The organism is Streptosporangium sp. G11, assembly GCF_051192615.1.
GTDB lineage: Bacteria > Actinomycetota > Actinomycetes > Streptosporangiales > Streptosporangiaceae > Streptosporangium.
This window is the reverse complement of sequence record NZ_JBPJUQ010000105.1, coordinates 1-20,228: the sequence shown is the minus strand read 5'-3', so window position 1 is coordinate 20,228 and position 20,228 is coordinate 1. Positions and strand designations below refer to the sequence as shown.

The following is a 20,228-nucleotide window of genomic DNA, read 5'->3' as shown; positions in this document are numbered from 1 at the left end:
TGGTCCGCGCCGTCGCCGAGGACGTCCCCCTCGACGAGGTGGCCGAACTGTGCGGCATCACCCCGGTCGAGCGCCCCGACGGGTGGGAACACTCCCCGGAAGGCCCGGCCGGGAAGAGGGCGGGGGCGTGCGAGCCGGGGAGCCCTGAATAGCAGTATTGACTTATATAAGTAGGTGCTGAAATAGTCTGACCTGTGCACGCCTTCGGTGTTCTCGGTGATCCGGTCCGGCGCCGGATCCTGGAACTCCTCGCCGACGGCGGGCAGCCTTCCGGCGCGATCACCGCGGTCGTCCGGGAGGAGTTCGAGATCTCCCACTCGGCGGTGTCGCGGCATTTGCGGGTGCTGCGGGACAACGGGTTCGCGACGGTCCGGGCCGAGGGCACCCGCCGCCTGTACGCCATGGACCTCGCGTCCCCGCGGGAGGTCGACAGGTGGCTGGAGCGCTTCCGCCGGTTCTGGAGCCCGCATCCGGACGTGCCGGCCATCGAGCTCACCCGCGGTGGACGCGAACGCCGCTCAACCGACGACCCCGGGTGCGGCGACCGGAGTGCTTCCAATGTCAAGGAGAAGAAAGACCCATGATCGACATCATCGCCCAGATCAATGCCGTCAACCGTGAGGTCGGCAGCCGATCGGCCGGCGACGGCGAGGGCATCGGCGTGCTGCTGCGACGCCGCTACGACGCGCCGATCCAGGACGTGTGGGAGGCCCTGACCGACCCCGACCGCATGAAGCGCTGGTTCCTGCCGGTCAGCGGCGATCTGCGGGCCGGCGGCGACTTCCAGCTGGAGGGCAACGCGGGCGGCCGGATCCTGCGCTGCGAGCCGCCCGGCCTGCTGAAGGTGACGTTCGGGGCCGAGAGCAGCCTGGTCGAGTTGCGGCTGTCCCCCGACGGGGAGGATGCGACCATCTTCGAACTCGAGCACACCGTTCCCCTGGAGATGGCCGGCAGCGGCGCGGGCGCGCTCTACGTCGGGCCCGGATGGGACGGCGCCGTCATGGCGCTGGGCCTGTTCGTCACCGGCGAGGTCGCCGACGACCCGGTCGCGGCGGCGAACTCGCCGGAGGGCCAGGAGTTCTCCCGGCGGTCGGTCCACGCGTGGATCGAGGCGATCGAGGCCTCGGGCACCGCCGGCGCCGCCGAGATCGCCGCGGCGGCCGAGGTCTCGCTGGCGCAGTTCGCCCCGGACGCCGGCTCCACGGCCGAAGGGAGCGGAAACGCCTGATCGTCCGGTGGCCGCCGCGTCCCAGGGCAGCGCGGCGGGTCAGGCGACGCCGGCCGCGGGAGGGAAGCGTTCCCAGACCCGATGCTGTCCCAGCAAGCGGATGATCTCCTCCAGCACCCTGCCGCCGCCGCTGCCGTCGCCGTCGTCGGCGACGAGCACGCCGGGTGCCGCGGCGTCGATTCCGGCGGCGGTGAGCGCCCGCTCGGCGTCGCCCCAGCCGCCGATCGGCTTGGCGTGGCGGAACGCCTCACCGAGCATCAGCAGCACCCGCGGGTCGACGAGCGCGCCGGGCACGCCGCTGCCCGCCTTGGCGTCCCGGGAGCCGTAGGCGTCCCTGCCCGGCGCGGGCGCGCCGGCCAGCAGCAGGGCGTCGAACTCGACGGACCGGGCCGTGGCGAACGTACGGTGCACGGTGACCGGGTCGGCGCCACCGGCTCCGAGCAGGCCCCCCGCCGGGGCGATGACCAGCGGCGTCATGCCGCCGGCCAGGGCCGTCCCGCGGACGGCGCGGACCGCCTCCAGGTCGCTGCTCCCGTCGGCGACGATGCCGATGACCCGGCCGGTGGCGGGCCAGGTCCGCCCGAGCTGGGAGAGCGCGGGACTGGGCTCGACGGACGGCAGCGGGCCCGCCGGCGCCGGAGCGGGCAGGCCCAGGCCCTGGGCCACCTGCTCGCACAGGTACGGGTCGATCTCGGCGAGCGCCAGCAGGGTGCGCTCCTTGATCACCTGCTCGTAGACCTTGCCGAGCTCGAAGGTGTACGCGGCGATGACGTGCTCGCGCTCCACCGGGGCCAGGCTCAGCCAGAACCGGCGGGGCTGGCTGAAGTGGTCGGCGAACGACGCCGGAGCCTCACGCACCTTCCTCGCCGCGGGCACCTGCACGGGCGTCTCCCGGTACGCGCCCTCCTCCATCCCGGCGTAGAACGGGCAGCCGCCGTCCAGGGAGTTGGGCTTGTACGGGGCGACGCCGGCATGCACCGCCGTCTGGTGGGAGCCGTCACGCAGCATGTCGTTGACCGGGGCGTGCGGGCGGTTGATCGGGATCTGCGGGAAGTTGGGGCCGCCCAGCCGGCTGATCTGGGTGTCCAGATACGAGAACATGCGCCCGGCGAGCAGCGGGTCGTCGGTGATGTCGATGCCGGGCACCAGGTGGCCCGTGTGGAAGGCGACCTGCTCGGTCTCGGCGAAGAAGTTGACCGGGTTGGCGTTGAGGGTGAGCAGGCCGATCGGCTGGACCGGTGCCAGCTCCTCGGGCACGATCTTCGTGGCGTCCAGCAGGTCGATGCCCTCGAAGGTCTGCTCGGGAGTGTCGGGGAAGACCTGGATGCCCATCTCCCACTGCGGATAGGCGCCCGCCTCGATCGCGTCGGCCAGATCGCGCCGGTGGAAGTCCGGGTCCACGCCACCGATCAGCTGTGCCTCCTCCCAGAGCAGGGAGTGCACCCCGGCCTTGGGCTTCCAGTGGAACTTCACCAGCGTCGTCGCCCCTTCGGCGTCGACCAGCCGGAAGGTGTGGACGCCGAACCCCTCCATCGTCCGGTACGAGCGGGGAATGCCGCGGTCGGACATGTTCCACAGGGTGTGGTGGGTGGCCTCGGTGTGCAGGGACACGAAGTCCCAGAACGTGTCGTGCGCGCTCTGGGCCTGGGGGATCTCCCGGTCCGGATGCGGCTTGGCCGCGTGGATGATGTCGGGGAACTTGATGGCGTCCTGGATGAAGAAAACCGGGATGTTGTTGCCCACCAGGTCGAAGACCCCCTGGGTGGTGTAGAACTTGGTGGCGAACCCCCGCGTGTCGCGCACCGTGTCCGCCGATCCGCGCGAGCCGAGCACGGTCGAGAACCGCACGAAGACCGGGGTCTCGACGCCCTCGGAGAGGAACGCCGCCTTGGTCACCGCCGAGGCCGTGCCGTACGAGCGGAAGACGCCGTGCGCGGCGGCCCCGCGGGCGTGCACGACGCGCTCGGGGATGCGCTCGTGGTCGAAGTGCATGATCTTCTCGCGCAGGTGGTGGTCCTGCAGCAGCACCGGTCCCCGGGGGCCGGCCTTGAGCGAGTGGTCGGTGTCCACCAGCCGCGTCCCCTGAGCGTTCGTCAGGTACTCGCCGCCCTGCGCCCGCGCCGCCGGTGGCACATCGGCGGGCTGCCCGGTCGGGGTGAACGCCTCCGGCCCGCTCTGGCCGGGCTTGGGCGGCAGGGGCGGCCGGGGCTCGGTCGGCTCCTCCAGCGCCGGTGTCTCGCTCCCGGGCCCGAGGGGGACCGGGCCGGACGGCTCGCCGGACACGGTGTCGGCCACCTTGCCGATGATCTTCTCGACCGCTTCCTTCACCGGGTGGGACTCTTTCATCGTTTCTCCCCTTGAGCCGCAGCGACAGCAGACCCGTCACCACCGCCGGGAACCGGATCCGGGCACAGCGGCCGGAACACGGAAAGCGCGGGTCAGGCCGCCTGCGGCCGGTGGTGACGCCACGTCGTGTCCCACATCACCACGCGGAGCGACAGATCACTCGGTTCCGCCCCACCTGTTGATCATCACGTCAAAACCTCTTGGGCAAGTGGTGGGATTCGGGGTGACGGGCGGCCGATCCGGCGACGTGCCGGGCCCGTCGAGACCGGGCGGGGGGCTTCACGCGGAGGCCTCCCTGAGGCCGAGCACGGCCGCGAACGGGTCCTGGTAACCGGCCCAGACGTCGGAGCCGGCCAGGATCTCGGCCTCGGTGAGCAGGCAGGAGTCCAGAAGCCGAAGGATGCGCTCCCGGTCCAGGCCGGGGCCGGTGAAGACGAGGTGCTGGACGCGGTCGCCCAGCAGGGAGGACCAGTCGAGGGTGGCCGCCATGCGCCGGGCGGGACTCTCCATCTCCCAGGCGGCCTCGGGCAGGGTGACGAGCCAGGGGCCGGCGTCCTCGACGCTGACGACGCCCGCCACGGCGTCCCAGGCGAGCAGACGCTCGTGCCGGGTGGCCAGCCAGAACCGGCCGCGGCTGCGGACGGTCCCGGTGATCAGCTCGTCGACCGCGGCGAACAGCCGCTGCGGGTGCAGGGGACGCAGCCGGTGCCAGACCACGGTGGAGATCTCCCCGGTCCGCGCGTCGCAGGGCAGCCGGGCGGTCGCCGGGTCGACGCGGGCTCCGAGCATCTCCACGTCGATCCCCGCACCGGTGACCGCGGGCAGGGCCGGCCCCGCCGCCTCGGCCGGTGTCGTGGGGGCGAGGTGGCCGAGCACGGCGTGGGCGAGCTCGACGTCCTCTTCCTCCGCGCCGGACACGACGATATGGGTGGCGTACTCGATCTGGCGGACGAGCACCTCGGCCACGCGGCGCCCGTCGCCGGCCGCGGCGTGTTTGCCGTGGGCGGCCAGGGGCTCGTCGCGGCAGAGGTCCTCGGTCGCGCGTGCCGCGTCCAGCGCGACCAGCACGCCGGTCAGCCGCAGGACGCCCGCCGTGTCCTCGTGCCGGGCGAGGGACTCGGCCACGGTCCTGGGCTCGACCGAGTCCCACAGCTCCACGATGAGCAGCGCCGCCGAGCCCGCTCGCGCGAGGAGCTCGGGGACGAGATCCTCGCGCACGGTGCAGGTGACGCAGCCGTGCGCGAGTCGCACCTCCCGCAGATCCAGCGTTCCCGACGTGTCGCGTACGACGCGTCCCACGCGCCCGGCGCTCACCTCCCGCAGGTCGTGGTGGATCGCCACCGATCCGGGGTGGCGGGCGAGCAGGCGGCTCACCAGGGCCGATCGAGGTTCGGGATGCATTCCTGAGACGATGACGACGGGGACGGACATGGCGGCTCCTTTCTCGTCGCGTCAGCGGTCCTCCCGGAACGGCACGTGCCGCCGGCCGGACCCCGATGGACGGGTGCGGGTGATGCCATGATAGCGATAATCGTTTTCATTCGTACGAGGCGGGTCCCCGGTGGACCGCCACCTCTTCGCGCGCCTTTCCGTGACCGCGCCGCCCGGGGCCTTGGAGGACGAGGACGTGAAGGTCACGGGAACCGGCGGCCCGCGACATCGACGGGATCGTCACCGGGCCGGCGCCGGCGGCTTCGAAGACGCGCGGGGCCGGGAAGCGGAGCGGCGGCGAGCCGGGCGTGGCGGGCTGGGTGTGGCGGGCCGGGAGGGCGGCCGGAGGGACGGGGGTGGCGGGCTGGGAGGGCCGGTCGGAGGGCCGGGATTCACATATGGCGCAGCTGATCGCGGAGTGTGCGCGCGACCTGCGCCATGAGCGCCTCGGCTCCAGGCTGGCTGATGGCCGGCACGCGGGACTCGGTGAGTACGGCGACACCGAAGACCTGGCCGTCGGCGTGCTCGACGACGCCGATCTCGTGGCGGAGGTTGAGAAGCGTCCCGGTCTTGGAGGACCACTTCGACGCGTCGGAGCTGAAGTCGGGTGCCAGCCGGTGCCGCAGGAGGTTGTCGCCCATGAGGGCCCGTACGCGCCCGGCCACGCCCGGGTCGATCGCGGACGGCGTCCACAGTGCCCGTAGAAGATCGATGAACGCTCGCGCGGACCCCGAGTTCGCGCGCGTCACGTCGAGCTGCTGGACCCGATGTCCCCGCCCGGCCGTTCCCGCTTCGATGGCGAGGAAGTGGGCGAGATGGACGTCGGCCTCGTCGAGGCGTTCCGCCGGGGTCTCGACGAGTTCCTGGATGGTGTGGCGGACCGTGATGCCGCGCAGCCCCAGCTCCCGCAGCACCGCCGAGACCTCGGCGGGCGGGGTGAGGGCGAACAGCGCGTCCGCCGCCGTGCCGTCGCTCACGGCGGTGCTGAGGTAGAGCAGGTCGTCGACGGCGATCCTGGCCGGGTGCCGGAACCTGCTCAGGCCGGTCGGCCCCGGAGTGGTGATCCCGCCTGGCCGCACGAGGATCTGCGCCGAGCCGTCGAGCTCACCCTTCCGGATGCGTTCGAGCGTCGCGATGGCGAGCGGGACCTTGACGAGCGAGGCGATCGGGAACTCGAGGTCCGGCTCGATGCCGACCTCGTCACCGGAGTGCAGGTCCCGGACCAGGAACGATCCGCGCAGTCCGGCGTCGTCGAGCGTTCGCCGGAGTTCACGGATCAGGCTCTCGACCTTGATGGTGTCCCTCCGTCTCTTTCGCGCACGCCAAGGCAGCGGGCGATCGCGTGCCACAGCCGGGTCCTGATGCGCTCCGCGTCGTCCCTGACGGCGGCTGACACCTCGAAGCCGCGGACGAGGTGGATCTCGCCGACCGGGCGCCAGTGTAGCCCCAGTTCCTCGGCCTGCCCGACCGAGCACAGGAGGAGGTCCGCCGAGCCGAGGACCTCCGCCGTGGCGGCGGTGAGCGTGGCCGAGACGCCGACCTGCGCGGGCTGGAGGCCGACGGCGTCCCGCGTCCGAAACATCCGGTCGCGGATGTGGGGGACGTCGTCCTCGGGCTGGATCCAGATCCGGCTTCTTCGCGACGACCGCGCGGCACGGCCGGCCCGGAGGGTCTCGACGTAGACGGTTTCCACGGGGAGATCCGTGGTGCCGGCGAGGCCGAGCCGTACGGACCAGGTCGCCTCGCCGGGCGGTACGACCGTGAGGGCGGCGCGGACCTCGCGAGATCGGACGAGTTCCGCCCGTTCGGCGGGCGCGGCGGCATGGAAGTCGAGGTAGATGCCGTTCCGGCGGGCCTCGGCGTCGAGGCGCGCGAGGTCGCGAACGGTGCAGATGTCGGGAACGGCGAGGCGAAGGGGATTGAGCTTGGCCCGCTCCGCCTCGTGCTCCATGTCGTCGGCCAGGCGGATGAGACGCTTCGCCGACGGAAGCATGTCGCGGCCGAATTGCGTGAGCACCGCCCCGCGCGACGACCGATCGAACAACAGCTCCCCGAGGTGCTTCTCCAGGGCGGCGATCCGGCGGCTCGCGACCGACTGCGGCACGCGCGTGGCCGCCGCGCCCTCCGTGAAGCTTCCCCGCTCGCTCACGTTGACGAACGCTCTCCAGGCTCCAAGGACGTCCACCCGGTGAGTCTATGCCGTTTCAGCATGAAACCGGCTGCTCTCACCTTTGACGGCATCGAGCTCCGATGATCAACCCCGCGGGGCGGCCCGCCGTGGCGACGGGGCCCCGAGACGACCTGTGGCGCGCACGCGTCGGCGAAATCCCCCGGCTCTGACCGTTCCCGGTGCCGGATCCGGGCATCAGGCTTCGGGGTGACCCCGGCGACGGCCTCTCCGGCGCGAAAACGATTTGTCAACGGGGCCGCTCCCTTGGAGGATCGAGTCCTCATGAGCCGCCCCGTCATCTCCGAGATCCCGACCGGCCCCGTGAGCGTCCCCGCCGTCGTCAGGGCGCTCGCCGCCGGCGACGCCGTCACTCCGGTGTGGCGCAACGAGCTCGGCGGCCTGACGTTCCGCCTCGAGAACGGGCGCGACGGCACCAGATACGCCAAGTGGGTCCCCGCGGGCACCCCGGAGATCGATCTTCCCGGCGAGGCGGAGCGCCTGGCCTGGGCGCGGCGATGGGCGGCCGTCCCGCGGGTTATCGAGCACGGTACGGACGCCGACGGCGCGTGGCTGGTCACGGCGGCGGTCCCGGGCCTCTCGGCGGTGGATCCCCGGTGGAGCACCGACCCGGCGACCGCGGCGGCCGCGCTCGGCCGGGGGCTGCGCCTGCTCCACGACGCCCTGCCCGTGGACCGCTGCCCGTACGACTGGAGTGTCGATCGACGGCTCGCACGTGCCGACGAGCGCATCGCCGACGGCGAGGGGCCGGCCGACTGGTTCCCCGAGCACCGGCATCTGGACCTCGCGGAGGCCCGGGCGCGCATCGGGGATCCGCCCGCCGTCGACCGCCTCGTCGTCTGTCACGGAGACGCGTGCGTCCCCAACACCCTGCTGCACGACGACGGCACGTTCGCCGCGCACGTCGACCTGGGGTCGCTCGGGGTGGCCGACCGGTGGGCCGACCTCGCGGTCGCGGCGTGGAGCATGGGGCTGAACTTCGGGCCGGGTTACGACGGCGTCGTGTACGACGCGTACGGGATCGCCCCGGATCCGGAGCGCATCGCCTATTACCGCCTGCTCTGGGACCTGGCGTGACCGTCGGGGCTCCGGTTCGGCCCTGCCGGACGGGGGCGGCAATCAGCTTTCGGAACAACTCGGCGAACTTCACAAAGGCCGCTGGATAGCCTTCCCGGTATGTTCGACGGTCTTGATCACGTGCCCTGGCATGACCTGGTCTACGCCTACCGGGGGGAGGCCGACATGCCCTCCTTGTTCCACGCCCTCCTGGACGAGGCGGCGGCGGCCGAGGCGGCGGGCGAGCTGCTGAACGAGCTCCATCACCAGGGCGGGTTCGTGTGCTCGGCGGCCGTCGCGGCTCTGCCGTTCCTGGTGGAGGCCGCCGAGTCGTCCCGGGTTTCTTGCCGCCGCGAGGTTCTGGAGATCGTCGAGATGCTCGCGCTGACGGCACGTGAGGTCGCTCCGCGCCTGGTCGCCGACGGCTGGGCGGAGGTGTGGGCGCAGGCCGTGCCCCGGTTGGTCGCGCTTCTGGACGACAGCGACCCTCGAGTGCGCCGGACGGTGACCTCGGTGCTGGAGGAGGCCGTCACCCACGCCGACCTGGTCGTCGGCGCACTCCGCGACCGGTGGTCCGCGCAGGACGCGGTCACCCGCCTGGACCAGGTGCTCGCGGTGGGCGCGCTCGCCGGATCCCTGACGGCCGCGACCCTCCCCGAAACGCTGCTCTGGCTCCGCGACCTCACCCGGGATCCGGACGAGCAACTGAGGTTCGCCGCCACCCTGGCGCTCGGGGAGGCCCTGCCGGGCCGCCCCGCCGACGTCGAACCGCTCCTGGCGGCCCTGTCCGGAGACCTGACGGCCTGGTCCGGCAGCGAGCACTTCCCGGGTGCTCCCGCCTCAACGGTCCGGTGGGTGATCGATCGGCTGGGTGACGACCTGGACGCCCGAGAGGACGCCTGTCTCACACTGCTCGCCCACCCCGATCTGGGCCGTCGGCTGGGCGCCGTCCACGCCGCGGCAGGTCTGCTCTCGGTCTCGCGGCGGCCTCACCGGCTCCTGCCGGCCCTGCGTGAACGCTTCGCCGACCCCGACGTGGAGACGCGGACCCGCGTCCTTCATCTGCTCGGCGCGCACGCCCGGCCCGGCGGGGAGGACGCGGACCTGTTCGCCGCGCATCTGAACGACCGGGCGCGGGTCCCCGGCCTTCCGGCGGTGGCCGACGTGGCCGTCTGGGGGCTGGCGTGGTCGGGCGACGAACGCTGCCTGCCGGAGCTGGCCGAACGGATCGGCGGGGAGCGGCCGGGATCCTCCCTGTCGTCCATGCACACGGGGAAGAGGTACGGGTATCCGATGTGGACCCCCTCGCTCCAGCAGATCCTCGCGCCCTGCTCGGACCGGGCGCAGGCACTGCTTCCCGTGATCCGCCGGCGGCTGCGCCCGGACGTGGAGGAGCAACTGGGGCGAACACTCCTGCAGACCCTCGGCGCATGGGGTCCGCCCGCGGCCCCCGCGGTCCCCCAGATCACCGACCTCCTCGGCGGGCGGTTGCGGCACTGGGCGGCCGAAGCGCTCGGCGCGATCGGCCCGGACGCGGCTTTCGCCGAACCGGCGCTGCGAGACCTGCTGGACGCCCCCGAAGCCGGCCTCGACCACCCCTATGCCCGCCAGATGGCGGCCGATGCCGTCCCGTGGGCCTACTGGCGGGTCACGGGCGACCCCGAACCCGCGCTGCGGGCCCTCGGCCCCCGGCTCGGCGACCGGAACACGACCACGCCCCGCCTGGCGGACCTCGAAGCACACGCCTCCGGCCACGTGCCGACCCTCCGGCTCCTCGCGCGAGCCCTCGAACCGTGGACGGCGCTGGAGGCGGCGCACGCCCTCATCCGGATCACCGGTGACGTCGCCGAAGGCGGCCACATCCTCATGCGTCCCGTGCGGGACCTGCTCGACGGCAGGGCGGAGCCCATCGTCCGGGCCGCCGCCGGCTACCTGGCCGGGATCGAGGACCTCCCGGCCGGCTACCTGTCGACGATGGGGGCGGTCCTCTCCGACGACCGCCGCCACAGCTGGGACGGCGGCTGGGCGGCGATCCACGACGACCTGGTACTCCGGGAGGTCCTGCGGGGGGCCGTTCAGGGAGCCCGCCCGTAGCCGGGCACTTCAAGGCCGCGATGCCGGTGGCCGGGGGGCACCGGCGCCGTGACGTGCCATGCCTAGCGGACGGAGCAGATCGCGGATCCGATCACCGCCGTCACCGCGTCCGGATGCGATATCAGGGTCAGGTGGGAGCCGCCGGGGAACTCGGTGACCTTCGAGCGCGCCCGGCGGGCCATGAACCGTTCCGAGGACGGGGTGATGATCCGGTCGCCGGTGCTGATGAAGTACCAGGAGGGGATCGTCTTCCACGCCGCGGCCTTCGACGGCGTCGTGAACGCGCTGGTCGAGGCGGGCCGCTGGGAGGCCCACAGGCGTACGGCGGTCTCCCGGGGCAGGTCCGAGGCGAACGAGCGGACGAAGGTGTCCCGCTTGAGGTACAGGTCCGTCGCTCCCCGGGGCGCGCCCGGGTAGGACACCATGTCGTAGAGGGAGGCGGGGGCGGCGGCGAGGGCGGAGTCGCGGCCGCTGAGCCCGCCGGTGGTCTCCCCGACGTCGGGCGCCGCCGCGTCGACGTACACCAGGGCCTTGACGTTCGGGACGCTCGCGGCGGCGTTCGTGATCACCGAGCCTCCGTAGGAGTGCCCGGCGAGCACGATCGGGCCGGAAACGGTCCTCAGGAAGCCGGCGACGGACGCGGCGTCGGTGGTGAGGTCGCGCAGCGGATTGGCTATGGCCCGCACGACGTAACCCGCTCGTTGCAGGGAGCTCACCTCGCCGCTCCAGCTGGAGGCGTCGGCCCAGGCGCCGTGCACCAGGACGACCGTGGGCTTGGAGCGGCCCGGCGACCGGCAGGGCAACGGCTCGCCGGTGAGCGCCGACGACGCGCGTGTCGTCGTGGCCGCCGGGTCGCCGGTCGCCGGAGACGCCACCGCGGGCGCGGCGATCACTGCAAATGCCACGGCGGGGGCGAGCCCCCTGAGCCGCCGGCGGGTGCGCGCGGGTTCCATTTCTCTCTCCCTCGATGCGATGGGTGATTTTTGGGTTCCGGCGAGCGGTGCCGGGCAGTCCGGTGTCATGTCGCCGGCCTCATGGAGGAGTCCGTTCTCCAGCCCCATGTCCGTGGGCGCGGCGGGCGAGCAGTGCCGCGTCGGCGATGCCGGTGCCTGCGAGGGTGATGACACGGGCGCGGGGGTGGACGGCCCGGACGATCGCGGCGAGGACGTTCCCGGGGGGTGTCTGGACGAACAGGGTCGTGCCGAGCTCGCCGAGCAGGGCGATGGCGTCGCGCCATCTCACCGTGGTGGCGATGCCACGGGCGAGGTCGTCGAGGACGGCGCCGGAGTCGCGCAGGAGGCGCCCCGCGCCGCCGACGCAGGGAACGGTGAGGGGGCGCCGGGGGATCGTGGCGAGGTGGTCCGCCATCGCGTCGGCGACGCGGCCGAGCAGCGGGCAGTGCGAGGGGACGCCAATGTCCAGGCGCTGTACGCGCCGGGCGCCGGCCCGGGAGGCCGTCACGCTGAGGCGCTCCAGGGCGCCGCCGCTGCCGGCGACCACGACCTGCTGGTCGGTGTCGATGACGGCCACGTAGGCCGGGTCGTCGTCGGTGGTGATCGACTCGACCACGCGCCGGACCTGGGGCACGGCCAGCCCGAGTACGGCCGCCATGCCGTACCCGTGAGGGTAGGCGTCGCGCATCAGTTCGCCGCGGTGGCGTACGGCCGCGAGGGCTTCGGCGAAGGTCAGGGCCCCGGCGGCGACGGCGGCGGGGAACGCTCCGGCGGAGTGCCCGGCCACGGCGTCGGGGACGGCGCCCTCGCGGGCGAGGGCGCGGGTCGCGGCGACTCCGGCGACGCAGAGCGCGACCTGCGTGGTGACGGTGGACTCCAGCGCCTCCGCGTCGTCCCGCCGGGACGAGCCGGGCAGGATCCGCTCGGCTTCGGCGCGGGTCGCGGTGACGGCCGGGTGGTCGGGCAGGTCGTGGAGCATCCCGGGTCGCTGGGTGCCCTGGCCGGGATAGAGGAACGCGACGCTCATCAGAGGGCCCACGGGTCGTCCACCAGGTACGGGCCGTAGTCGGTGCGGACCATGACGGGGCCGCCGGTGCGGGCCCACTCGGTGAGGCAGACCCCGCCGCCGGGTGTCTCCAGCTGGCAGTCGACCCTGCCGGGGAGGGCGGCGAAGGCGGCCACCAGGCGCGCGGCGCGGGTCCGCTCCAGCCTGTGCGGTGTCCGTATCAGCAGGTCCAGGTCGCTTCCGGGATGGGGGGCCGGCTGTCCGGTGGCCAGCTCGAAGCCGACGGCGCCGATCGGGCCCCAGGTGGCGCCGGCGTCCAGTTCGGTGGCGAGCCGGAGGGCGACGGCGGAGAGGGTGGCGGCGAGCAGGGGGAGGCGGGGCCGCCGGTCGCACAGTGCCTCCGGCGGCACGGATCGGGTGACCGCGCCGACGGGAACGAGGGCGGCGTGGCGTTGCCATCGCTCGGGCCCTCGGATGCCGACCGGGACGAGGCCGGGCGGGTGCGGTGCCCGCCGTACGACGCCCCAGGGGCAGGCGGCGATCGACGCGGGAACCCAGTCCGGGAGCGCGTCGCCGAGTGCCGCGGCTCCGGTGAGCCGCAGCAGGTCGTGCGGGCGCGCGGTCATCGCCATTGGGCGGCGAGCGCCTCGCGGACGCGGCGGGAGGCCGCCCGCGTTCGCCGGGCGCCGGGCGAGGTGAGGCGGTTGCTCAGGTCGCGAGGGCCACGGCGGGCCCGTTCGACGGCGGCGGTGAGCGCGTCCTTCGCCTTCCTGACGTCCCCGCCGGTCGGGTCGTCGGCGTTCTCGACCTCCAGGAGCTCGTCGCACAGGCCGAGCCTCGCCCAGTCTGTGACGTCGTAGGACAGCGGGATGACGTGCCGTGCCAGCTCGTCAAGCTCGTCGACGGTCCGGCGGGTCACCTTCGCGGCGGCCTTCCTGTGCATGGCGTGGATCACCACGCCGGGATCGTCGAGCGCCAGGATCTGGTTGGCCTGCGAACCGTGCGCCAGGAATCCGCCGGACAGCGCCGTTCCGACGATGAGCGTGATCACGGGGTGCCCGGCGGTGCGAGCGCGGGCGTAGGCGTCCACCGCGGTGGCCAGGGCGTGGTGGATGCCGAGCAGCTCCTCGACGCGCCCGTACGCCTGGCTGGGAACGTCGACGACGGCGACGATCGGGCGTCGGCGGTCGTCGGGCAGGCGCGCGTCCCCGGTGAGGACACAGGTCACCGCCTCGGCGAGCGAGAGCCCCTCGCGCAGGCCGACCTCGCCGTCGCGGGCCCGGTGGTACGGGCTTCGCGGGTCCGGCACGACGGCGATCAGGCGGGCGGTGTCGCCCCCCAGCGAGGCGTCCGCCGTGATCACCGACGGGACCACGTCGCTCACGTCACCGTCGGCGAGCGCTCGCGTCCAGTTCAGGCCCCGGCTCATCGCCCGCCTCCTTTTCGGCGGTAAGACCCTCGGCGGTACGGCTTCCGGCGGTACGGCCCTCGCCCAGACGGCCGCGAGGCCGGCCGGCTCCGGCGGGTCGGCCGGGTCGACGGCCTGGAGGCGGGCCCGCAGCTCGTCGATTCGCCGAGAGCGGTGCTCGCCGGGCACGCCGCGTCCCACCGCGTCGATCACGGCGGCTCGCACGGCGGTGATGTCGTCGAGGACGAGCACGTCGGCCAGGGCGGTCCCGGTGCGCTGCGTGCCGCCGTCGACCGACCAGATCAGCGAATGGTCGGAGGCGTCGAACTCGGCGATGCCGGCCTCGGACTCGATCACCGCGGGACCGTCGAGCCCGAGACGGCCCTCCCTGGTCATGATCAGTCTGGTGCACAGCCCGGCGGCGATGCTCATGCCGCCGAAGCAGCCCAGCGCTCCGGCGATGACGCCGACGACGGGCCCGAGGGCGCGCAACTCCAGCAGGGCGGAGCACACCTCCGCGGTCGTGGCCAGGCCCAGATTGGCCTCCTGCAGGCGTACGCCCCCGGTCTCCAGCAGCAGGATCGCGGCCGTCGGGGTGCCGTCGCGGTTGTCGGCGGCGGCCAGGGACAGCGTGGCGGCGATCTTCGAGCCGGAGACCTCACCGATGCCGCCGCCCTGGAAGGCCTGCTCGATGCCGATCACGACCGCGGGGTGCCCGCCAAGCCTTCCCTTGACCACGACGACGCCGTCGTCGGACTCCGGGACGACGCCCTGGGGTTCCAGCCAGGGCGACTCGATCCGGTCGAAGGGGCCGCACAGCTCGCGGGTGGTGCCGGTGTCGAGCAGCGCGACGGCGCGCGCCCGGGCGCCCAGTTCGATGAAGCCGGTACGGCTGAGCAGCGCGTTCCAGTCCGTCCGGGTGTCCTGTGACGTCATGCCCTGCCCTCCTCGACGGCCTGTCGCAGGCGCAGGGTGACCACGCCGGGTGTCGCCCCGAAGTCGTTGAGCTCGAAGCTCCCGGCGACACCGTGGCGGGCGAAGAACCGCTCCAGCACGGTTCGCCACACCGTGTCGAACCCGTCGACGCTGGTGCGTACGCGCACCCGGGCGACGGTGGCGGGCTCCGGGGTCATCAGGACCTCCAGATCCCCCGAACCGACCACCCCGACGTGCGCTCGACGGGCGGGCGGCCGGTCGGCGGGGAACTCGTAGTTCAGCGTTTGCACGTGACCACCTTCCGTTCGGCCCGGGCGACGTGCTCCGGCCACGGCACCATGTCGAGGAAGAGCGCGGCGGCCAGCAGGTCGGCGCTTCCGCCCGGCGACAGCCGCCGTGCGACGCAGCGCTCGTCCAGTTCGAGGAGGGCGGCGTGGCCGCGGACCGTACCCGCGCCTCCCTCGGCCAGGACGCGTGCGGCACCGGACCGTACGACGCGCAGGCCCTCGGGGCCGCCGCGGTGCAGGACGCAGGTGTCGTCCAGGAGGCTCATCACCTCCAGCAACGCGTCCAGCCGGGCCACCTCCTCGGCGACCCCGGCGGCCCCGGCCCGGCGCAGCCGCGGCAGGGCGACCTCGACGACGTGGGGGAAGGCGGCCTCGGCCTCGCCGCGGGCACCGCGCACCCCGTACCGCCGCCGGGCCAGCTCGCCGTGGGAGGGCGCTCGGACGGGGAGGTGCCGGTCGGGAAGGGCGGCCAGCCGGGCCGCGCGGCGGGCGGCCTCCCGCTCGTCGGCGGCGCCGACGGCGCCGGCGACCAGCAGCCCGAGCGTCCACAGCGCCCCGCGGTGCGTGTTCACCCCTCGTGTGACCCGCAGCATGGCCGCCTCGCCCGCGCGGCCGAGCCGGCCCAGCTCATCCCGGCGTTCGATCCCGGCGGCCGTCCGCTCCGCCACCTCGGCGACGGAGCGGAACGTGGGGCGCAGCGCCTGGGCGGAGGCCAGGAGGAGCGGCAGATCCATGTCGTCGTGCGCGCCGCGCCCACGGCGGTCGGCCAGGCCGGGCTTGGGGCTCAGCCGTGCCTCCTGGCCGAGCGCCCGGACGGCCAGGTCGGCGAGCAGGGCCGCGGACGGTCCCGGCGTCCGTGTTCCCGTCGTTCCCGTCGTCCCCGTCGCGGGCGCGCCACCGATGACGGTCATCTGCCGCTCACCAGGTCCGGAACCGGGCGGGCGGGTCGTACAGGCCACCGGACCAGGCGACGAGATCCTCGACGCTGCGGGCCGCCAGCAGGGAGCGGTCCGCCCTGCGGACGTCGACCTTGAGGTCTTCCGGCAGTGCCACCAGACCGTCGCGGCGCAGCTCCTCCACGCGCCGCTCGTCCATGTCGCGGCCGACCGGGGTGGCGCCCGCGATCGCGGCCACCGCCTCACGCCGTTCGGCCAGGCCGGCGGCCCGGTAGAGGTAGGCCACCCCCTCCTCGGTCACCACGTGGCTGACGTCGTCACCGTAGATCATGATCGGCGGGATGGGCATGCCAGCGTCCCTGCCCACCTGGACCGCGTCCAGCGACTCCACGAACGCCGGGACGCCGCCGGAGCGGAAGGTCTGCGTGATCTGCACGACGAGCTTGCGCCCTCGCGGCGCGGAGGCCTCGCCGGCCGGCAGGCTCAGCCAGGCGGGGGAGGCGTGCCTGCGGCCGTGCGGATCGTGTCCCATGTTGGGCGCTCCGCCGAAACCGGTCAGCCGGCTCTCGGTGACCGTCGAGGAGTTCGCGCAGGCGTCGATCTGCAGCGACGACCCGATGAACATGTCCACGGCGTACTGGCCCGCGAGCTGGCACAGCACCCGGTTCGACCGCAGCGATCCGTCCCTGCCGGTGAAGAACACGTCCGGGCGGGCGGCGACGTAGCGCTCCGTGCCGGGTTCCCCGCCGAAGCAGTGCACCGACTCGACCCAGCCGCTCTCTATGGCGGGAATGAGCGTCGGGTGCGGGTTGAGCGTCCAGTGCTTGCAGATCTTCCCGCGCAGGCCCAGCTCCTCACCGTACGTGGGCAGGATGAGCTCGATCGCCGCGGTGTCGAAGCCGATCCCGTGGTTCAGCGTGGTCACGCCGTGCCGCTCGTAGATCCCGCGCAGCGCCAGCATGGCCATCAGGATCTCCACCGGGCCGATCTGGCGGGGATCCCGGGTGAACAGCGGCTCCAGCGCGAACGGCCGGGGACTCTCCACGACCAGGTCCACCCAGTCACCGGGGATGTCCACCCGGCGAACCCGGTCCACCAGCTCGTTGACCTGGACCAGGACCACGCCGTCGTGGAACGCCGTCGCCTCGGCGATGGTCGGGGTGTCCTCGGTGCCGGGGCCGGTGTACAGATTTCCCTCGCGGTCGGCCTGCTCGGCGCAGAGCAGCGCGACGTCCGGGGTGAGGTCGACGAACATCCGCGCGTACAGCTCGATGTAGGTGTGGATCGCCCCGACCTCGACCTTGCCGTCGGCGAGCAACTGCGCCATGCGCACGCTCTGCGGGCCGGCGTAGGAGAAGTCGAGGCGGTGGGCCACGCCGCGCTCGAAGACGTCCAGGTGCTCGCGCAGGCTGATCGAGGAGATCAGCATGTGGAGGTCGTGAACCACGTCCGGATCACAACCGGCCAGCGACTCGGCGAGGAAGTCCGCCTGTTTCTGGTTGTCGCCCTCCAGCGCCACCCGGTCGCCTGGACGCAGCAACGCCTGCAGGGCGTCGCGCGTCCGCCCGGTGTCCAGCACCCGGTCCGAGGTGAAGGACCGCACCGCCTCCAACCGCTCCCGTTTCGCGGCCCGCCGCCGTGTCCAGTCCCGGGTGACCACCTTCGCGAGTGCCATCGCCTGCCCCCAATTAAGGTCTTTGGGGCTGATACCTCGCGAAATAGAAGAAATAACTCAAATCACGGTAAAAGATCACGGTCGGTGATCGGGGTTCGGTATTGGCCCGGCGGCCCCCACCGCTGTGGGGGAGGGGTGCGCGGCGTCCGCGTCGCGCGGGGAGACCTCCCGGGAAAGGGACGGGCTCTCACAGGTCGAGGACGACCTCGCCCAGGGCGCCGCGGAGCCTGGAGACCTTCGTCTGCAGGGTGTTGGCCGGGTCGCCGGGCGGACTCGCCCCCCACAGGTCGTCCGCGAGCCGGTCGGGCGACACCGGGCGGCCCTCGTGGACCAGCAGGTCGGCGAGGAGCGCGCGGATTTTCGGCTCGGGGATCCGCACGGGGCGCCCGTCGGCGGTCCATACGGAAAGCGGGCCCAGAACTCCGAATCTCACCGGGTCAAGCTACCCTCGGCACAGGCGGGCCCGTCGACGGGAGAAGACCGCGAGGAGACTCGCGATCGTCGCCCTCGGTGTTCGCCCGCCCGGTCGCCCGGTCGCGGACGGGAACGAGACCGTGCCGACCGCGACCGTGGCGGGAAAGGTGATGGCGACCCCGCCGAAGGGCCGGTTGCTCGAAGCGGTCAGGACGCATGCCCCGCACCTGGAGTCCGGCGCGGGAGGGCACGGGAGGGCACGGGAGGGCGCGGCCGAGGCGCGGTCATGGGCAGATCTTTCCATCCGGACAGGCCGCCAAGGCGTCGCGCGCGCGGTTGAGCGGTGTCGTGCGCGGAATGATGATCGGTGAGTTCGCCCGACCGTTGACGGGAGCCATGGATGCGAATCGGCGTTGTCTTTCCCCAGACCGAGATCGGCGCGGACGCGGGCGCGGTGCGCGCCTACGCGCAGGGGGCCGAGGAGCTCGGTTTCCGGCATCTGGTGGCCTATGACCACGTTGTCGGTGCCGACCCGGAGGTTCACCAGGGGTGGAAGGGCGTCTACGACATCGAGTCGACGTTCCACGAGCCGATGGTCCTCTTCGGGTATCTCGCCGCGCTGACCTCGCTGGAACTGGTCACCGCGATCATCATCCTGCCCCAGCGGCAGACGGTTCTGGTGGCCAAGCAGGCGGCGGAGGTCGATCTGCTCAGCGGCGGGCGGTTGCGGCTGGGCGTGGGGCTGGGGTGGAACAAGGTCGAGTACGAGGCCCTCGGCCAGGACTTCGGCAGCCGGGGCAAGCGCGCCGAGGAGCAGGTGCAGCTGATGCGACGGCTGTGGACCGAGCGGTCGGTCACCTTCGAGGGCACCTACGACCGGGTGACCGGGGCGGGGCTGGCGCCGCTGCCGGTGCGGCGGCCGATCCCGATCTGGTTCGGCGGGCAGTCGCCCCCGGCGTACCGGCGTACCGGGCGGCTGGCCGACGGCTGGTTTCCGCAGGTGCCTCCGGGGCCGACGCTGGACGAGGCCAAGGCGATGGTCGAGGAGGCCGCCGTACAGGCGGGACGCGACCCCTCCGCGCTCGGCATGGAGGGCCGGGTCGGCTGGACGGGCGACGCGGAGGAACTGGACGATCTGGCCCGCCGATGGCGGGAGTCCGGTGCCACCCACCTCGCGGTCAGCACCATGAACGCGGGGCTGAGGTCGGTCGACGACCACCTGGCCGCGCTGGAGACCGTGGCCGAGACGCTCGAACCGCGGAAAGCCTAGGCCGCCCTTCCGGAAATCCGGACCATGGAAACCCCTCCGCGCCCGTGAGCCCGCCCCGCGCGGCTCGGGGACGGGTGGCGGTACGGCCGGGGCGCCGGTGGAGGCCGTCGCGACACCTTCACTGAACGATCGATCGGTAAGCCAGTAGACTGGCCCCGACGAAAGGACCGGCGATGACGACCACCCCGGACAGTGAACGGCGCACGGGTGCGGAGACACGGGCGGAGATCCTGCGCGTCGCGCTGAGGCTCTTCACCGAGAAGGGGTTCGAGGGCACGTCGATCCGGGACATCGCCGATGCCCTCGGGACCACGAAGTCATCGCTCTACTACCATTTCCCCAGCAAGGACGCGATCGTGACGAGCCTCATGGAGGAGCGCCGGCACGAACTCGACGGCCTCGTCGACTGGATCGCCGGGCAGCCGCCCGCACCGGGGCTGCTGCGGGAAACGGCGCTTCGCTGGATAGACGGCACGACTCCCGAGCGCCTCCAGGCCATGCGGCTGGCGCACGCCAACCAGCCGCTGGTGAGGCGCCTCGCCGCCGGCGGCCAGGATGTCCGCTCGGGCTTCGACCGCGTCGTCGACCTCTTCGCCGATGACGGCACGACCACCGAGGACCGTCTCCTCATCCGCATGGCCTTCGACACCGTCAGCGCGGCACTCCTCGCGGCGCAGGGGACGGACGCGGGCCCGGACGACGTGATCGCGGCCGCCCGGCGCGCGACCCTCGCGCTCACGTGCCCCGGCGGGAGCGGCGCGAACGACCCGGCGTGACCGGAGCGGCCCCGCCCGCCCCGGGGATCGTCTCCAGAGCCGGGGCCGTGCGAACGACCCGCCGGGCCGGGGCCGCCCTGTCCGGCGGGACGCCCATCGCCTCGGGGACATCACGGCCGATGACCTCATCCCGGTCGATGGAAGGGGCCGCGAGGGGTGGTGGGGCGGCTTCTGGGCGGGTGTCAGGTTTCCCGCCCGCCGTGCCGGGATGAGAGGCGGCGGCCGGTGATGTGCTCGGCGCGTACCACGATGTAGTGGTCGCGG

18 protein-coding genes are annotated in these 20,228 nt (G+C 73.1%); 6 read left to right on the top strand and 12 right to left on the bottom strand.

Features of this window, described 5'->3' with window-relative positions:
- Positions 1–194 precede the first annotated feature (194 nt).
- Both ACSDR0_RS44580 and ACSDR0_RS44575 read left to right on the top strand, forming a co-directional pair.
- A complete protein-coding gene (locus ACSDR0_RS44580; RefSeq protein ID WP_435295033.1) occupies positions 195–584 on the top strand; it encodes an ArsR/SmtB family transcription factor in 390 nt (129 codons plus the stop codon).
- The gene (locus ACSDR0_RS44575) at positions 581–1,228 is read left to right on the top strand and encodes an SRPBCC family protein (protein WP_435295032.1); all 648 of its coding nucleotides are present in this window, start codon (positions 581–583) and stop codon (positions 1,226–1,228) included. Before ACSDR0_RS44580 ends, ACSDR0_RS44575 begins: the two co-directional genes overlap by 4 nt.
- Positions 1,229–1,267: 39 nt before the next feature.
- Here the strand turns inward: ACSDR0_RS44575 and ACSDR0_RS44570 are convergent, their stop codons facing one another.
- The 4 genes from ACSDR0_RS44570 to ACSDR0_RS44555 all read right to left on the bottom strand — a co-directional run bounded on the left by ACSDR0_RS44570 (position 1,268) and on the right by ACSDR0_RS44555 (position 7,190).
- Positions 1,268–3,574: a catalase gene (locus ACSDR0_RS44570; RefSeq protein WP_435295031.1), complete on the bottom strand. Its 2,307-nt coding sequence runs from the start codon at positions 3,572–3,574 to the stop codon at positions 1,268–1,270.
- A gap of 279 nt (positions 3,575–3,853) precedes the next feature.
- A complete protein-coding gene (locus ACSDR0_RS44565) occupies positions 3,854–5,005 on the bottom strand; it encodes a CobW family GTP-binding protein (RefSeq protein ID WP_435295030.1) in 1,152 nt (383 codons plus the stop codon).
- 392 nt (positions 5,006–5,397) lie between these two features.
- Positions 5,398–6,300 carry a serine hydrolase gene (locus tag ACSDR0_RS44560; protein WP_435295034.1) on the bottom strand — a complete coding sequence of 301 codons (903 nt, stop codon included), beginning with the start codon at positions 6,298–6,300 and terminating at the stop codon, positions 5,398–5,400.
- Positions 6,282–7,190: a LysR family transcriptional regulator gene (locus tag ACSDR0_RS44555; RefSeq protein ID WP_435295029.1), complete on the bottom strand. Its 909-nt coding sequence runs from the start codon at positions 7,188–7,190 to the stop codon at positions 6,282–6,284. The genes ACSDR0_RS44560 and ACSDR0_RS44555 overlap by 19 nt, the downstream gene beginning before the upstream one ends.
- Before the next feature lie 267 nt (positions 7,191–7,457).
- Between ACSDR0_RS44555 and ACSDR0_RS44550 the strand changes: the two genes are divergently transcribed.
- The gene (locus tag ACSDR0_RS44550; protein WP_435295028.1) at positions 7,458–8,270 is read left to right on the top strand and encodes an aminoglycoside 3'-phosphotransferase; all 813 of its coding nucleotides are present in this window, start codon (positions 7,458–7,460) and stop codon (positions 8,268–8,270) included.
- A gap of 99 nt (positions 8,271–8,369) precedes the next feature.
- Positions 8,370–10,343, top strand: coding sequence for a hypothetical protein (locus tag ACSDR0_RS44545; RefSeq protein ID WP_435295027.1), 1,974 nt, complete (start codon positions 8,370–8,372; stop codon positions 10,341–10,343).
- A 62-nt stretch (positions 10,344–10,405) separates the two neighbouring features.
- On the opposite strand, the gene ACSDR0_RS44540 is transcribed toward ACSDR0_RS44545, so the two are convergent.
- The 8 genes from ACSDR0_RS44540 to ACSDR0_RS44505 all read right to left on the bottom strand — a co-directional run bounded on the left by ACSDR0_RS44540 (position 10,406) and on the right by ACSDR0_RS44505 (position 17,937).
- Positions 10,406–11,296 carry an alpha/beta hydrolase gene (locus tag ACSDR0_RS44540; protein WP_435295026.1) on the bottom strand — a complete coding sequence of 297 codons (891 nt, stop codon included), beginning with the start codon at positions 11,294–11,296 and terminating at the stop codon, positions 10,406–10,408.
- Between the two features lie 79 nt (positions 11,297–11,375).
- A complete protein-coding gene (locus ACSDR0_RS44535; RefSeq protein WP_435295025.1) occupies positions 11,376–12,323 on the bottom strand; it encodes an ACP S-malonyltransferase in 948 nt (315 codons plus the stop codon).
- On the bottom strand, positions 12,323–12,934 hold the full coding sequence (locus ACSDR0_RS44530; RefSeq protein ID WP_435295024.1) for a malonate decarboxylase holo-ACP synthase: 612 nt from the start codon (positions 12,932–12,934) through the stop codon (positions 12,323–12,325). The genes ACSDR0_RS44535 and ACSDR0_RS44530 overlap by 1 nt, the downstream gene beginning before the upstream one ends.
- Positions 12,925–14,646 (bottom strand): biotin-independent malonate decarboxylase subunit beta, encoded by a 1,722-nt coding sequence (locus ACSDR0_RS44525; RefSeq protein WP_435295023.1) that lies wholly within the window; start codon positions 14,644–14,646, stop codon positions 12,925–12,927. Before ACSDR0_RS44525 ends, ACSDR0_RS44530 begins: the two co-directional genes overlap by 10 nt.
- Entirely contained in the window at positions 14,643–14,936 is a 294-nt protein-coding gene (locus tag ACSDR0_RS44520) for a malonate decarboxylase subunit delta (protein WP_435295022.1), read from the bottom strand. The genes ACSDR0_RS44525 and ACSDR0_RS44520 overlap by 4 nt, the downstream gene beginning before the upstream one ends.
- The gene (locus tag ACSDR0_RS44515; protein WP_435295021.1) at positions 14,924–15,844 is read right to left on the bottom strand and encodes a triphosphoribosyl-dephospho-CoA synthase; all 921 of its coding nucleotides are present in this window, start codon (positions 15,842–15,844) and stop codon (positions 14,924–14,926) included. Before ACSDR0_RS44515 ends, ACSDR0_RS44520 begins: the two co-directional genes overlap by 13 nt.
- A gap of 7 nt (positions 15,845–15,851) precedes the next feature.
- Complete coding sequence (mdcA, locus tag ACSDR0_RS44510; protein ID WP_435295020.1) at positions 15,852–17,504, bottom strand: malonate decarboxylase subunit alpha; 1,653 nt, start codon at positions 17,502–17,504, stop codon at positions 15,852–15,854.
- 187 nt (positions 17,505–17,691) lie between these two features.
- Positions 17,692–17,937 (bottom strand): AfsR/SARP family transcriptional regulator, encoded by a 246-nt coding sequence (locus tag ACSDR0_RS44505; RefSeq protein ID WP_435295019.1) that lies wholly within the window; start codon positions 17,935–17,937, stop codon positions 17,692–17,694.
- Positions 17,938–18,318: 381 nt separating this feature from the next.
- Between ACSDR0_RS44505 and ACSDR0_RS44500 the strand changes: the two genes are divergently transcribed.
- Entirely contained in the window at positions 18,319–19,188 is an 870-nt protein-coding gene (locus ACSDR0_RS44500) for an LLM class F420-dependent oxidoreductase (RefSeq protein WP_435295018.1), read from the top strand.
- Between the two features lie 173 nt (positions 19,189–19,361).
- A complete protein-coding gene (locus tag ACSDR0_RS44495; protein ID WP_435295017.1) occupies positions 19,362–19,964 on the top strand; it encodes a TetR/AcrR family transcriptional regulator in 603 nt (200 codons plus the stop codon).
- Positions 19,965–20,228: the final 264 nt, after the last annotated feature.

Coding starts and splice junctions, on each gene's coding strand:
- ACSDR0_RS44525 (WP_435295023.1), bottom strand. CDS start 14,646: ATGACGTCACAGGACACCCGGACGGACTGGAACGCGCTGCTCAGCCGT.
- ACSDR0_RS44575 (WP_435295032.1), top strand. CDS start 581: ATGATCGACATCATCGCCCAGATCAATGCCGTCAACCGTGAGGTCGGC.
- ACSDR0_RS44550 (WP_435295028.1), top strand. CDS start 7,458: ATGAGCCGCCCCGTCATCTCCGAGATCCCGACCGGCCCCGTGAGCGTC.
- ACSDR0_RS44540 (WP_435295026.1), bottom strand. CDS start 11,296: ATGGAACCCGCGCGCACCCGCCGGCGGCTCAGGGGGCTCGCCCCCGCC.
- ACSDR0_RS44515 (WP_435295021.1), bottom strand. CDS start 15,844: ATGACCGTCATCGGTGGCGCGCCCGCGACGGGGACGACGGGAACGACG.
- mdcA (WP_435295020.1), bottom strand. CDS start 17,504: ATGGCACTCGCGAAGGTGGTCACCCGGGACTGGACACGGCGGCGGGCC.
- ACSDR0_RS44495 (WP_435295017.1), top strand. CDS start 19,362: ATGACGACCACCCCGGACAGTGAACGGCGCACGGGTGCGGAGACACGG.
- ACSDR0_RS44530 (WP_435295024.1), bottom strand. CDS start 12,934: ATGGCGATGACCGCGCGCCCGCACGACCTGCTGCGGCTCACCGGAGCC.
- ACSDR0_RS44545 (WP_435295027.1), top strand. CDS start 8,370: ATGTTCGACGGTCTTGATCACGTGCCCTGGCATGACCTGGTCTACGCC.
- ACSDR0_RS44535 (WP_435295025.1), bottom strand. CDS start 12,323: ATGAGCGTCGCGTTCCTCTATCCCGGCCAGGGCACCCAGCGACCCGGG.
- ACSDR0_RS44500 (WP_435295018.1), top strand. CDS start 18,319: ATGCGAATCGGCGTTGTCTTTCCCCAGACCGAGATCGGCGCGGACGCG.
- ACSDR0_RS44570 (WP_435295031.1), bottom strand. CDS start 3,574: ATGAAAGAGTCCCACCCGGTGAAGGAAGCGGTCGAGAAGATCATCGGC.
- ACSDR0_RS44565 (WP_435295030.1), bottom strand. CDS start 5,005: ATGTCCGTCCCCGTCGTCATCGTCTCAGGAATGCATCCCGAACCTCGA.